The sequence below is a fragment of the Streptomyces sp. NPDC036813 genome (genome assembly GCF_055609245.1).
In genome coordinates, this window is sequence record NZ_JBVJPV010000005.1 from 116,064 (window position 1) to 128,922 (window position 12,859).

Below are 12,859 nucleotides of genomic sequence, written 5' to 3' on the forward strand. Positions count from 1 at the left end.
CTCCCGTTCGACCTTTCCCATTAGACGTCGGGGCCCGGGGCCCGGCATCCCGGGCGATCGCCGGCGGGAGGTTACGCGGGGCGGCACCGCGGTACTCCGGCGGCACGACACACGGCTGCGGCGCGCGTGCCCGTGCCGTCCGGATGCAGGGTGCGCCGGATGGATGAATGGTGAGAGTGGACCGGTTGCGCGCACCGGGTCGCCGCAGCCGTCCGGACCGGAGGGAGCACTGCCATGCCGACACCACAGCCCGAGGCGTCCAAGCCGTCCGAGGACCGGGCCACTCCCGACAGCCTGCTGCACGCCCGTACCGGTACCGACGTCTCCGCGGAGGACGTCGTGCTGGCCGCGGGCCGGGACATCACTCCGCGCAACCTGGAGTGGGCCAAGCGCAAGCTGGACCGGGAGGGCCCCGCCGCGCTGGACAAGCTGCTGCCCTGACGGGCCGGGCGCTTCGAGCCGGGACCGTGCCGTGGGGCGGTCTCCTCGCCGTCGAGGAGACCGCCCCATGTGTGTCCCTGAGAGGACGGGCGTCGGCTACGGCTGCGTCAGGTCGTCGTCGACGACGTGCATGGCGGCCTCCTCCGCGCCGGCCGCGCCCGCGTCGATGCCCTTGTCCGCGGCGACGGCGTCCTTCTCCGTGTCGGGCCGCACGCCCTCGTCGGGTGCGACGAGACGTCCGGCGCGTTCCGCTCCGGCCTGCGGGTCGACGGGTTCGCCCTCACCGCCGGGCAGGTCGCCGATGTCGTCGCCGGGGGGCGGCTGCACGTCCGGCTGCTCCTGGGCGAGCCGCTGGTCGAGGGTCTCCCCGTCGTGCTGCTCGGCGGCGGTGGTGCCGTACTTGGTGACGCCGAGCGGTTTCTCCGGGGGCGAGTAGCCCTCGTCCAGGGTGTCGTCATAGGTGCGTTCGCCGACGGCGTCCTGCATGTCCAGGGGCGCGGCGTCCTCCTGCTCCTCGTTGCTTCCGGTGGGCTGGTAGGCGTCGTCGGCCATCGGTTCGGGGCGGGTGCCCATGGCTGCCTCCCTTGGGTGCGCCTGTCGCCTCGTGATGTGCGTGTGCGTGTTTTCCGTCTTCCGCGTTTCCCGTTCGGGCGGGTCCAACCCCCTTGGCCTGGAGACCTCGTACGCCCCTGGGAGCGCGTCGTTCCGCGTCGAGCGGTGGGGCTATCATCACTCGCACACTCCGCGTGACCGTCCGTCCACGCAGCGGCGTACCTTCCCGCCGGCTGCGCGGTCGCCGCGCCCCGGGGCCTCCCCACGGGGCCGTGGCGGCACCCCCCACCCCCCACGTCGCCGGTGCCGGTTCCCCCGCGCGCCGGCACGAACGAAGGCAGCGACCATGAGCAACAGCGGCGGCAGAGGGCTGCAGGCAGGCGCCCTGGGCATGTTGGACACCGTGGTGATGGCGGTCGCGGGCAGCGCGCCGGCGTACTCGCTGGCCGCCACGACCGCGGTCCTGGTCGGCGCGGTGGGGCTGGCGAGCCCGGCCGCTCTGCTGTACTGCGCGATACCGATGCTCGGCATCGCCCTGGCGTTCAGCCGGCTCGGCCGCCTCGACGCCAACGCGGGCGCCGGCTACTCGTGGGTGGGCCGCACGCTGCATCCCTTTCTCGGATTCCTCAGCGGCTGGGCGCTGGTGGTGTCGGCGACGCTGTTCATGGTGGCCGGTTCGCTGCCCGCCGGGTCCCTGACGCTGGCCCTGTTCGACCCGGGCCTCGCGGACGACACCACACTGTCCACGCTGGTCGGCGCGGGCTGGTTCCTGCTGATGCTGGGTGTGGTGCTCGGCGGCGCCCGCCTCACCGCCCGGGCCCAACTGCTCCTGTCGGGCGTGGAGTTGATGGTCCTGGTGTTGTTCGCGGTGCTCGCGCTGGGGCATTCCGGCCACGTGCGGTCCTTCGACTGGTCGTGGTTCGGTCTCGGCCACTTCGACGGCGTGTCCGGGTTCGCCTCGGGCGCGTTGGTGGCCGCGTTCTCCTACTGGGGCTGGGACGTCACCAGCAACCTCAGTGAGGAGACCCGCAACAGCCGCCGTACGGCCGGCCCGGCGGGGCTGATCGGGCTGGGCGTGGTGTTCGTGCTGTTCGAGGTGTTCACCGTCCTGGTGAACACGCTCCTCACCCCGGAGCAGATCGCCGCGCACGGCGCCGACGTGCCGGCCGCGCTGGGCGAGGTGATCTGGCCCGGCTGGGGCGGAAAGCTGCTGACGGTCGCGGTGATGCTGTCCACCATCGCGACGCTGGAGACGACGCTGATCCAGGTCACGCGCTCGCTGTTCGCGATGGGCCGGGACCGCACGATGCCTGCGGCGCTGGGCCTCGTGCACCCCCGCTGGAACACGCCGTGGGTGGCGATCACCGTGGTGGGCGCGGTGGCGCTGGCCCTGTTCGTCGCGTCCACGGCGCTCGGCACGGTGGGTGAGATCCTCGCCGACGCCATCCGCGCCATCGGCCTGCAGATCGCCGTGTACTACGGCCTCGCCGGCGTGGCGGTCGTCGTCGCCTACCGCCGGACGCTGCTGTCGTCGCCGGGCGCCTTCCTGCTGAACGGGCTGTGGCCGCTCCTCGGGGCGGTGTTCATGTTCTGGGTCTTCGCCGAGTCGCTGGCCGAGCTGAGCGGGGCGGCGGTCGCGATCGGGCTGGGCGGGCTCGCGGCCGGTCTGGTGCCGATGCTGCGGTACTGGCGGCGGGGCAGCGAGTACTACCGGCCGGCGAAGCTCGACGCCTCGCGCACGGTGGAGACCGACTACGTCCCGGCCGCCGGCCCGGCCCTGGCGCCGGGCGGTTACGAGGGCCTCCCCACCGATTTCTGAGGGGCAGGCGCGACGATGGCGCGGGAACGTTTCACACCCGACTTCGACCCCGACTGCGGCGACGCCGCCCTGACCTCCGCACGCCAGGACGTCGTCATCGGCCGCTGGCAGGGGCTGCGCGCACTGCTGCGCGCCACCGGCCCCAACTGGGCGGTGCGCGGCCACCGGGTGCGGCTGCTGGCACAGGCCTGCGCGGACCGTTCGACGGTGGAGACCTGGCTGGCCGCCGAGCCGCGCAGCGCCGACGCCCTGGTGCTGCGGGCCGCGACGGAGACGACACGGGCCTTCAACCTGGCCATCGCCGCCGGACGCGGCGTGCCGATCGAGCAGCGGCGCGTCGACGCGGCGGTGTCGGCCTGCCACGCGGCGGCCGAGGCCCGCCCGCAGGACCCGACGCCGTGGGTCTCGCTCGTCTCGGTGGCCCGGCTGTACCCGTCCGGGGTGCGGCGGCGGGAGCTGGCCCGGTGGTGGGACGAGCTGCACCGGCGCGACCCGTACAGCGTGGAGGGGCACCTTCAGGTGCTGCGCTACTACTCGGCACGCTGGCACGGCAGCCACGGTCTGATGTACGACTTCGCCCGCGACGCCGCCGGGGCGGCGCCGCCGGGCTGCGCGCTGCCGGTGCTGGTGCAGTACGCGCGCGTGGAGGAGTACCGCTACGCCCTGGACGCGGCCCCCGGCCGGACGGCCGCCGTCGCCTTCGGTGAGCACTGGAGCCACCCCGGCGCGGTCGCCGACGTGCGGCGCAGCCACCAGCGCTGGATCGCCGAGCGCGGGGAGGGCCCCGTGGCGCCGGCCGAGCTGCGGGACGTGCACCATCTCGCCCATGCGGCGTGCCTCGCCGGGTGCGCGGACATCGCCACCGCGCTGCTCGCGCTGGTGGGCCGCCGCGCGACCCGCACGCCGTGGTCGTGCACCGGGGATCCGGCCCGCCAGATCACCCGGTGGCGGCGCGAACTGGGGGTGGTGGGCCAAGGCGCCACGTAGATCCGCAGCGTGCTGAAGCGGTACGGCTGCCAGGTGCACGCGTAGTCGGCGGGTGCGCCGTCCGGCGCGGTGAGGTGGGCGGTCGGGACGCGGTGCGCGGTGCGGGTGATGCCGGCCGCGGTGGCGTTCGCGTTGGGGCCCGAGGTGGCGGCCGAGGCACAGCCGGCGTAGTAGGCGATCGGCAGGGCCTCGTGGCCGGTGACCAGGCAAGGGGGGCGTACCCCGAGCCGGTGCAGCTCGGCGGCGGTGCGGGCCCAGGCCCGGTGCTGCGCGGTGGTGCGCCGCACGGTGTGGCTCAGGACGCTGTACTGCACCGCCAGATGCCCGGCGAGCACGAGGACCGCGGCGGCCGTGAGCAGCGGGCGCGGGCGCCCTCGCGGGCCGGTCACCGAGGCCAGCAGGGCGTCGGCCACGGGCAGGGACAGCAGGGCGTACGCCGGGAGCAGGAAGCGGGGGGCGGCGTACGCGATGAGGAACAGGTAGGGCACGGCGGCGGTGACCGCGCACGCCAGTGGGAGCAGTGTGGGCAGGGTGCGCCCGGCCCGGACGGCGACGGCCAGGCCGGCCGCGGCCAGCAGCGGCAGGGCGCACCACCACAGGATCACCGCCGGGTGCGGGGCGGGTACGTCGCAGGGGCGGCACAGGGTGCGTCCGTCCAGGCTGCGCAGCTGGTCGTCGACGGCGAAGTGCAGGCCGAGGCCGCCCTGGAGGCGGGAGCCGTCGGCGAGGCGGCGGGCGAGGCCGCCGTAGTCGGCGAATGCCTCGACCACCCATGGCGCGGCACCGGCCGCGAGGCCCGACAGCAGGGCGACGAGCGGTCGCCACCGCCGTTTCGCGGCCGCGAGGACGAGCAGCGGGGCGGTGGTCCAGACGGCGTCGGTGGGCCGCATCAGCGCCATGAGCGCGGCCGCTGCCGCGATGCCGCCCAGGGCCCACCGGTCGGCCGGGTTGCGCCACCCCCGCAGGAAGCAGCCGGTGCAGGCCAGGGCACCGACGGCGACCCAGTAGTTGGGCATGGCCTGCGGGGCGTAGAAGAGCGTGACCCACAAGGTGGCGAACAGGGCCCCGGCGGTGGCGAGCACGCGGACGGGGAACATGCCCCGCCAGGCGCGCAGCGCGAGGTACAGGGCGAGGCCCGACAGCACGGCGAGGTACCCGCGCAGCAGCGGGGTGGACGACGACCAGGACGCGAGGGGCGCCACCAGCAGGCTGACGCCACGCGCGCGTGGCGCGCTGAAGTACGACGCCGGGGCGTGGCCGGAGACCTGGCTGACGTAGACGGTCTCGTCCCAGCCGAGGCCCATCGACGGGTGGACGAGCAGCAGTTGGGCGAGTGTGAACAGACCGGCCACGACGGCGAGCGCACCGCCGGTCCGGGTGGGCGCGGGCCGGGCGGAGGAGGCTACGGGTCGCCGGGCGGGCCGCGGGCCGACGCGGGTGCGGTGCGCGCTGTCGGCCATCGCCGGCCCTTCCCTGCGGTCGCTGGTCCGCGCGCGAACCGGGCAGCCGGCCGCGCCTGCGGTGATCAGCGCCAACGTAACCGGCGGCGCCGCCCGGGGCCCGCGGAGCGCGGCCGGGCGGAGGACGGCGCACTGCGCCGCGGCCCTGGTCTGTGCGCCGCGTCCGAAGCGCTGCCGTCGCCGGTCTGAGCGCCCGCGTCCGAAGCGCTGCCGTCTCGCCGGTCTGCTCCCGCGTCCGCGGCGCTCTAGCGTGCGTTCGGGGCGCGGTGCGGGGGCTGCTCCGGGTCCGGGCGCTGCGGGGCGGGCGGGACGGGGCGTACGGCGGGGCTGTCGGTGGACAGGGTCACCTCCTCGCCGTGGTGCCGGATCGTCAGCGGCGGCCCCGACAGCAGTGTGTAAACGGCCTTCTCCGGGCCGATCTCCACGCGCAGGCAGCTCTCGCGCAGCCGCAGGTGGAAGGCGAGCCGGCTGAAGTGCTCCGGCAGGCGGGGCGCGAAGCGCAGGCTCGAGCCGTCGCGCCGCATACCGCCGAAACCGGCGACCAGGGCCGTCCAGGTGCCGGCCAGGGAGGCGATGTGCAGTCCGTCGCGGGTGTTGTGCTCCAGGTCGGCCAGGTCCATCAGCGCGGCCTCGGCCGTGTAGTCGTAGGCGAGGCGCAGGTGGCCGGCGCGGGCGGCGACGACGGCCTGCACGCACGCCGACAGGGAGGAGTCGCGGACGGTCAGCGGCTCGTAGTAGGCGAAGTTGCGGGCGACGTGCTCCTCGTCGAAGAAGCTGTCGCAGGTGTACATGGCCAGCACCAGGTCGGCCTGCTTGATGACCTGCTTGCGGTACAGGTCGAAGTAGGGGAAGTGCAGCATCAGCGGGTACTGGTCGGGCCGGGTGCCGGCGAAGTCCCAGCGCTGGTAGCGGGTGAAGCCCGCGTGCTGCTCGTGCACGCCCAGCTCGTCGTTGTAGGGGATGTTCATCGCCGCGGCGGCGTCCCGCCAGGTGGCCGTCTCCTCGTCGTCCACGCCGAGGCGGGCGGCCTGCTCACGGTGGCGTTCGGCGGCGTCGGCGGCAGCCAGCAGGTTCTGCCGGGCCATGAGGTTGGTGTAGGTGTTGTCGTCGCACACCGCGCTGTACTCGTCGGGTCCGGTGACACCGTCGATGTGGAAGGCGCCGCTGGCGTCGTGGTGGCCGAGGGAGCGCCACAACCGGGCCGTCTCCACGAGCAGTTCGAGTCCGGTCTCCCGTTCGAAGGCGATGTCGCCGGTGGCCGCCACGTACCGCACGACGGCGTCCGCGATGTCGGCGTTGACGTGGAAGGCGGCCGTGCCGGCCGGCCAGTACGCGGAGCCCTCCTGGCCCTCGATGGTCCGCCACGGGAACGCGGCGCCGCGCAGGCCGAGTTGGGCGGCGCGCTCGCGGGCCGCGTCCAGGGTGTTCTGCCGCCAGCGCAGCGCCTCGGAGACGGCGCCGGGCGCCGTGTAGGTGAGCAGCGGCAGGACGAACATCTCGGTGTCCCAGAAGGCGTGGCCGTCGTAGCCGGACCCGGTCAGGCCCTTGGCGGGGATGGCGCGCTGCTCGGCGCGGGCGCCGGCCTGCAGGACGTGGAAGAGGGCGAAGCGGACGGCCTGCTGGATCTCCTCGTCGCCGTCGACCTCCACGTCGGCGGCCGCCCAGAAGTCGTCCAGATAGGCGCGCTGGTCGTCCAGCAGGCCCTGCCAGCCGCTGTGGTCTGCGGCCGCGAGGGCGGCCTCGACCTGGTCGCTCATCGCGGGCCGGGAGCGGGCGCCGGACCAGCCGTGCGCGACCAGCTTCTCCACCCGCAGCCGCTGCCCCGGCTCCAGCACGGAGGTGACGGTGTACCGGGCCACGTCGACGTTGGACTCGCTGCTGGTGGTGGTGCGTTCGGGGCCCTGGACGCGGTGGTCGGCGGCCACGGCCACGCGCAGGCCGCTGCGCCGGGTGCGGTGCACGAGGCGCAGCCGGGGGCCGGCCGCCATGTCCTCCTCCGGCTCCAGCGGCGACTTCAGGGCGCGGGCGGCGCGCGGGTCGCCGTTCGGGTCGGGCAGGCTCTCGTTGGCGACCAGCTCCGACTGGATCACCACCCGGGCCCGGCTGCCGACCGGCTCCACCTCGTAGGCGACGGCGGCGATCGCCCGCTGGGTGAGGGAGACCAGGCGGGTGGAGCGCACCCGGATGGTCGTGCCGGCCGGGGAGGTCCACTCGCAGACGCGTTCCAGCACGCCCCGGCGCAGGTCGAGCTTGCGCTCGTGGGAGACGAGCCGGCCGTAGCGCAGGTCGAAGGGCTCGTCGTCGACGAGCAGCCGCAGCACCTTGCCGTTGGTGACGTTGATGGCGGTCTGACCGGACTCCGGGTAGCCGTAGCCGGCCTCGGCGTACGGCAGCGGGTGCAGCTCGTACACGCCGTTGAGGTAGGCGCCTGGCAGACCGTGCGGTTCGCCCTCGTCGAGGTTGCCGCGCCAGCCGACATGGCCGTTGGACAGCGCGAAGACGGACTCGCTCTGTGCGAGGAGGTCGAGGTCGAGGGAGGTCTCGCGTACGGCCCACGGCTCGACGGTGTACGACCGCTCGGTGATCACGCCTGCCCTCCCAGCTCCGCGAGGTCCTTGACGACGCGGTCCGCGCCGTGCGCGTACAGCGCGTCGGTCTGCCCCACGCGGTCGACTCCGACGACGTATCCGAACCTGCCCGCACGGCCGGCGTCCATGCCGGCCAGGGCGTCCTCGAAGACGGCGGCGTGACCCGCCTCGACGCCGAGGTCTGCGGCCGCGGCGAGGAAGGTGTCGGGGCGCGGCTTGCCGGGCAGACCGCGCTCGACGGCGACGACCCCGTCGATGCGCACGTCGAAGAGCCGCTCGGCGTCGATGGACTTCAGGACGTCCAGGGTGTTGGCGCTGGACGACACGATGGCGGTGCGCAGGCCCTTGCCCCGGACGGCCTCGATGTAGCGCAGCGTGCCGTCGTAGGGTTCGACGCCCTGGGTGCGGATCTTCTCCAGCAGCAGCTCGTTCTTGCGGTTGCCGAGGCCGTGCACGGTCTCGGCGTCCGGCGGGTCCGTGGGCGAGCCCTCGGGCAGGTGGATGTCGCGGGAGGCGAGGAAGGTGCGCACGCCGTCGGCGCGGGGCCTGCCGTCGACATACTGGTCGTAGTCGTCGTCGCTGAACGGCTCGGCGTCCGCGCCCTGCCGTTGCCGCAGGAACGCGTCGAACGTCTCCTTCCAGGCGGCCGCGTGCACCACGGCCGTCTTGGTGACGACCCCGTCGAGGTCGAAGAGGCAGGCCTGGATGTTGTCGGGCAGACCGAGATCCGTCGTCATACCTGACACCGTTCCCCACACGGCGGCTCCTACGGGGTGTCCCACGCCACAGGGCGCCATTCGAGGGGATGGCACACTTCGCTGCGTGCCGACCTTCGACGATCTGCTGACCCGGGCCCGCTCTCTCGTCGGGCCCTCGGGCACGCGCGCGGTGCTCGGCATCGCGGGCAGCCCCGGCGCGGGCAAGACGACCCTCGCCGAGCGGCTGGTGCGGGCGCTGAACGGGGCGGGCGAGCCGTGGGCGGTGCACGTGCCCATGGACGGCTTCCACCTCGCCGACGTCGAGCTGGACCGCCTGGGCCGGAGGGACCGCAAGGGTGCGCCGGACACGTTCGACGCGGCCGGGTACGCGGCGCTGCTGCGCCGTCTGCGGGACGAGGACGAGGACGTCGTGTACGCGCCGGGTTTCGAGCGGGTCCTGGAACAGCCCCTCGCCGGTGCGATTCCCGTCCCGCCGGCCGCCCGGCTGGTGGTGACGGAGGGCAACTACCTGCTGCTCCGGACCGGTGGGTGGGAGCGGGTACGGGCCGCGCTGGACGAGGTGTGGTTCTGCGAGGTGCCCGAGCCGGAGCGGGTGCGCCGCCTGGTCGCCCGGCACGAGGAGTTCGGCAAGGGCCACGAGGAGGCGGTGGCCTGGGTGCGGGGCACGGACCAGCGCAACGCCGACCTGGTGGCGGCCACCCGGGACCGGGCGGACCTCGTGATCGCGATGACGTGCCTGGAAGGCTGAACCGCGGCGGCCCTCGGGCCGTACCTCTGGGCGCGGCGGAAGGTCCGGCGTACGGCTCCTGAGGGGGTGGCGCCCGCGCGGGGCGGCACATGGCGACGAGCGAGCGGCAGCGGGTGCGTGAGACGCCCGTGCGGGAGGACGGGCGGCGCGGGCGGCGATGGCTGGTGCCGCTGGTCGTGGTCGTGCTGCTCGGGCAGATGGCCGTCGCGATGGTCACCACGGCCGTGCAGCAGACACCGACCGTCGACGAGCCCGTCTACGTCGGCGCGGCGGCCGTCTATCTGCACGAGCACTGCCTGGAGATCAACCCCGAGCATCCGCCGCTCGGCAAGCTGGTGACCGCCGTGGGCGTGGCGGCCGCCGGGCCGCGCTACGACGCCTCGTTCACCGGCACCCAGCAGCGGGTCGGGCAGCACCTGCTGTACGGGTCGGGGAACGATCCCTGGCGGCTGATGTTCTGGGCGCGGCTGCCGGTGATCGTGCTGACGCTGCTCTTCGGCCTGGTGGCCTTCGCGTTCGCCCGGGATCTCGCCGGCCCGGCGGCCGGTCTGGTGGCGCTCGGGATGTACGCCTTCTCGCCCGACGTGATCGCGCACGGCTCGCTCGCCACGCTGGACGCGCCGGCGGCCGGGTTCCTGCTGACGTCGGTGTGGCTGCTGTGGCGCGCCCGGCAGCGGCCCCGGCGCTGTCTGCCGCCGGCCGGTGCGGCCCTGGGCGCGGCGCTGGCGACCAAGGCGTCGTCGCTTCCGGCCGTACCGGTGCTGGTGGTCCTGGCCGCGGTGTCGGCGTGGCACGCGTGCGGGGCGCACGGGCGGCGGGACCGGCTGCTGAGGGCGGCGGGCGGGGCGCTGGTCGTGGCCGTGACCGCCGTGGCGGTCGTGTGGGCGGCGTATCTGGTGGTCGATCCGCGACTGCGGTGGTCGCCGGAGCAGCCGGTGCCGGTGGTCCACGGGCTGCGCGGGCTGCTGGTGCGGCTGCTGCCTCTGCCGCAGGCCTACCGGGACGGGCTGCGCATGCAGTTCGCCTTCGAGAACCAGCCCTGGCAGGGGTTCTTGTTCGGGCGCCTCTACACCGGCTCGCTCTGGTACTACCTGCCGGCCGCGCTGCTGGTGAAGACGCCGCTCGGCATGCTCGTCCTGTGGGTCGCCGGCATGGTCGGGCTGTCGGTGCGGCGCCTGCGGGCTGCGGCGCCGTATCTGCTGCTGCCCACGGCCGTGCTGCTCGCGGCGGCGATGACGGGGTCGCGGGACCTCGGCACGCGGTACGCCCTGTTCGTGCCGGTGTTCCTCGCGGTGGCCGCGGGCTGCGCGACGGTGCTGCGCCGGCGGTGGGCGCCGGCCGTGACCGCCGTGCTGGTGCTGTGCGTCGCGGTCAGCTCGGTGCGGGCCTTCCCGTACTACCTGCCGTACTCCAACGAGGCGTTCGGCGGTCCCGCGCGGACGCATCTGCGGCTGCACGACTCCAACGTCGACTGGGGGCAGGACCTGGGCCGGCTCGCCCACCACCTGCACGAGCGCTACCCCGGGGAGCGGGTGTGGCTCGTCTACAAGGGCAGCGGCGTGCCCTCCGCCTACGGCATCCACGCGGCGAATCCGCTGCGGGTGCCCGCCGGGGACGTGCACGGGCTGCTGGTGGTGTCCGACTCCGCGCTCGCCAAGGCGCGGGGCCGGCTGGCCGCACTCGTCGCCGGCGTGCGGCCGGTCGACGAGGTCGGCCATTCCATCACCTTGTTCCGGCGGTAGGGCGGCCCCACCGGGGCGCGCCCGCCTCGACCGGTGCGCCGGCTGCACAACCGGTGCGCCGCGCCCCGAAAGCCGCGCGCCGCCTCGAAACCCGTGCGCCGCCTGGCAACCGGTTCGCCGCCTCGGGAACTAGTGCGCCGACTCGAACCCCTCGGCGCTGACGTGCCGCATCACCGTGCTGGCGACCCGGTAGCGGCCGTTGGGCACCTCGCGGGAGCGGGTGATGTGCACGGTCAGGGGGCCCGCCCAGGCGTAGCCCTTGCGTTCCGCGTGCCGGACCAGGCTGTCGGTGAGGTCCTGGCCGACCCGGCTGCCGTGGCGGCTCAGCTCGTCGTGGACGGAGGCGTCGAGCTCGACGTCGTAGGCGTTGGGCACCACGACGAGGTTCTCGCTGCACACGACGGCGTGCTCGTCGCACTCGCGGCGCAGGGCCGCGAGCAGTTCGACCGGTTCCCGGCCGACGACGCGTTCCCACAGCGCCTCCCAGCGCTGCTCCAGGGCGCGTTCCAGCCCGCTGAGGGCTCCCATGGAGTCCGCCCCCTCACTTCTCCTCGAAGTCGTCCGGCCGCACCTGGGCCTCCTCCAACGCCTCGCGCAGGGTGCGCCCGCTCGCGCCCTGGTCCCTCGTCGTGCTGCGCTGTTCCCCGGGCCCGTTCGCCTGCTGGGCCGCGCCCCGCGCCTTGAGGGTGTCGTCGGTGGTGTCGGTCTTCGCCCGGTTCTCCTCGGGGACGGTCATCGCGTACTGCTCCTGACGTGTCGTCGCGGATCATGTCCCGCGTCGGGTTCCCGGCGGGCGCCGGCCTATCCATCCGCCCTGTTCACCACGGTGAGTGAGCTATGTTGAAGCACTGTGGGAGACAAAGGAGGCGCACCCGTGCCATCGCCGCAGCAGGCACGCGCACAGGCATCGGCGATCACGTCCGGCAAGACCGCGCCGGAGGTGGAGGCGTCCCCGACTTCGCAGCTCAGGGCGCTCTTCGACCAGCCGCGGCTGTCGCCGGGGCAGCGGCGCATCGCGCAGTACCTGATCGAGCACATCACCGAGGCCGCCTTCTTGTCGATCACCGATCTCGCCGAGCGGGCCGGGGTCAGCCAGCCGTCGGTGACGCGGTTCGCGGCCGCGGTGGGCTTCAGCGGTTACCCCGCGCTACGGGAGCGGCTGCAGACGATCGCGCTCGGCACGCTGGCCGGCGGCCCCGCCGAGGTGAACCGCAGCAACGAGCTGCAGGCCGCGGTCGACGCCGAGATCGAGAACCTGGAGAATCTGCGCCGCGACTTCGCCGACCCCGACCAGGTGATCGAGGTCGGCCGCAGGCTGTCGGAGTCCGCACCGCTCACCGTGCTCGGGCTGCGCATCTCCTCCTCGCTCGCCGAGTACTTCGCCTACGCGGCCCGGCGTATCCATCCGGACGTGCGGCTGGTGACGCTGGGCGGGAGCGTCGCATACGACGCGCTGCTGCAGTCCCGGGAGGCCGGCGGCACCTGGGTGCTGGCGTTCTCCATGCCCCGGCACGCGCAGGAGACGCTCACGGCGGTGCGCGTGGCGCGGCGCGCCGGGCTGAAGGTCGCCCTGATCACCGACCTGGCACTCGGGCCGGTGGTGGACGAGGCCGACGTCACCTTCGCGACCGGGACGGGCTCGCGGCTCGTGTTCGACTCCTACGCGGCGCCCGGGGTGATGGCCGCCGCGCTGCTGCAGGCCATGACCGACGCCGGTCCGGAGCGGACGCAGGGCCGCCTGGAGGAGTACGAGCAGGTCGCCGAGGAGCATCACTTCTTCCTGCGGGACTGAACCGCGGCGGT

General features: G+C 74.2%; 11 protein-coding genes and 1 pseudogene. 6 read left to right on the top strand and 6 right to left on the bottom strand.

The window, feature by feature from the left end; translation table 11 throughout:
- The first annotated feature begins 234 nt into the window (after window positions 1-234).
- Window positions 235-441, top strand: coding sequence for a hypothetical protein (locus tag ACZ67Q_RS13025; protein WP_363268192.1), 207 nt, complete (start codon window positions 235-237; stop codon window positions 439-441).
- Between the two features lie 96 nt (window positions 442-537).
- Here ACZ67Q_RS13025 and ACZ67Q_RS13030 read toward each other — a convergent pair whose 3' ends face one another.
- A complete protein-coding gene (locus ACZ67Q_RS13030; RefSeq protein WP_471180392.1) occupies window positions 538-1,014 on the bottom strand; it encodes a DUF5709 domain-containing protein in 477 nt (158 codons plus the stop codon).
- Window positions 1,015-1,339: 325 nt separating this feature from the next.
- On the opposite strand from ACZ67Q_RS13030, the gene ACZ67Q_RS13035 reads away from it, so the two are divergent.
- On the top strand, window positions 1,340-2,812 hold the full coding sequence (locus ACZ67Q_RS13035; RefSeq protein WP_471180395.1) for an APC family permease: 1,473 nt from the start codon (window positions 1,340-1,342) through the stop codon (window positions 2,810-2,812).
- A gap of 15 nt (window positions 2,813-2,827) precedes the next feature.
- Window positions 2,828-3,799 (top strand): hypothetical protein, encoded by a 972-nt coding sequence (locus ACZ67Q_RS13040; RefSeq protein ID WP_471180398.1) that lies wholly within the window; start codon window positions 2,828-2,830, stop codon window positions 3,797-3,799.
- Here the strand turns inward: ACZ67Q_RS13040 and ACZ67Q_RS13045 are convergent.
- From ACZ67Q_RS13045 to ACZ67Q_RS13055, 3 genes and pseudogenes are all read right to left on the bottom strand, one after another.
- Window positions 3,787-5,259: pseudogene (locus ACZ67Q_RS13045) on the bottom strand (hypothetical protein); the annotation flags it as partial. The gene ACZ67Q_RS13040 and the pseudogene ACZ67Q_RS13045 overlap by 13 nt on opposite strands.
- A gap of 245 nt (window positions 5,260-5,504) precedes the next feature.
- A complete protein-coding gene (locus ACZ67Q_RS13050; RefSeq protein WP_471180400.1) occupies window positions 5,505-7,847 on the bottom strand; it encodes a glycoside hydrolase family 65 protein in 2,343 nt (780 codons plus the stop codon).
- Window positions 7,844-8,584 carry an HAD family hydrolase gene (locus ACZ67Q_RS13055; RefSeq protein ID WP_471180402.1) on the bottom strand — a complete coding sequence of 247 codons (741 nt, stop codon included), beginning with the start codon at window positions 8,582-8,584 and terminating at the stop codon, window positions 7,844-7,846. The genes ACZ67Q_RS13050 and ACZ67Q_RS13055 overlap by 4 nt, the downstream gene beginning before the upstream one ends.
- Before the next feature lie 85 nt (window positions 8,585-8,669).
- On the opposite strand from ACZ67Q_RS13055, the gene ACZ67Q_RS13060 reads away from it, so the two are divergent.
- Entirely contained in the window at window positions 8,670-9,314 is a 645-nt protein-coding gene (locus tag ACZ67Q_RS13060) for a nucleoside/nucleotide kinase family protein (RefSeq protein ID WP_471180405.1), read from the top strand.
- An 89-nt stretch (window positions 9,315-9,403) separates the two neighbouring features.
- Complete coding sequence (locus ACZ67Q_RS13065) at window positions 9,404-11,056, top strand: ArnT family glycosyltransferase (protein WP_471180407.1); 1,653 nt, start codon at window positions 9,404-9,406, stop codon at window positions 11,054-11,056.
- Between the two features lie 129 nt (window positions 11,057-11,185).
- Here the strand turns inward: ACZ67Q_RS13065 and ACZ67Q_RS13070 are convergent, their stop codons facing one another.
- Entirely contained in the window at window positions 11,186-11,584 is a 399-nt protein-coding gene (locus ACZ67Q_RS13070) for a DUF3662 domain-containing protein (RefSeq protein WP_471180410.1), read from the bottom strand.
- A gap of 13 nt (window positions 11,585-11,597) precedes the next feature.
- Window positions 11,598-11,792, bottom strand: a complete 195-nt coding sequence (locus tag ACZ67Q_RS13075) for a hypothetical protein (RefSeq protein ID WP_471180413.1) — start codon at window positions 11,790-11,792, stop codon at window positions 11,598-11,600.
- A 138-nt stretch (window positions 11,793-11,930) separates the two neighbouring features.
- On the opposite strand from ACZ67Q_RS13075, the gene ACZ67Q_RS13080 reads away from it, so the two are divergent.
- A complete protein-coding gene (locus ACZ67Q_RS13080) occupies window positions 11,931-12,848 on the top strand; it encodes a MurR/RpiR family transcriptional regulator (protein WP_471180415.1) in 918 nt (305 codons plus the stop codon).
- Window positions 12,849-12,859: the final 11 nt, after the last annotated feature.

Bases quoted from the DNA above. Each gene is read 5' to 3' on its own strand.
- ACZ67Q_RS13040 (WP_471180398.1), top strand. From the start codon at position 2,828: ATGGCGCGGGAACGTTTCACACCCGACTTCGACCCCGACTGCGGCGAC.
- ACZ67Q_RS13055 (WP_471180402.1), bottom strand. From the start codon at position 8,584: ATGACGACGGATCTCGGTCTGCCCGACAACATCCAGGCCTGCCTCTTC.
- ACZ67Q_RS13065 (WP_471180407.1), top strand. From the start codon at position 9,404: ATGGCGACGAGCGAGCGGCAGCGGGTGCGTGAGACGCCCGTGCGGGAG.
- ACZ67Q_RS13075 (WP_471180413.1), bottom strand. From the start codon at position 11,792: ATGACCGTCCCCGAGGAGAACCGGGCGAAGACCGACACCACCGACGAC.
- ACZ67Q_RS13030 (WP_471180392.1), bottom strand. From the start codon at position 1,014: ATGGGCACCCGCCCCGAACCGATGGCCGACGACGCCTACCAGCCCACC.
- ACZ67Q_RS13025 (WP_363268192.1), top strand. From the start codon at position 235: ATGCCGACACCACAGCCCGAGGCGTCCAAGCCGTCCGAGGACCGGGCC.
- ACZ67Q_RS13035 (WP_471180395.1), top strand. From the start codon at position 1,340: ATGAGCAACAGCGGCGGCAGAGGGCTGCAGGCAGGCGCCCTGGGCATG.
- ACZ67Q_RS13070 (WP_471180410.1), bottom strand. From the start codon at position 11,584: ATGGGAGCCCTCAGCGGGCTGGAACGCGCCCTGGAGCAGCGCTGGGAG.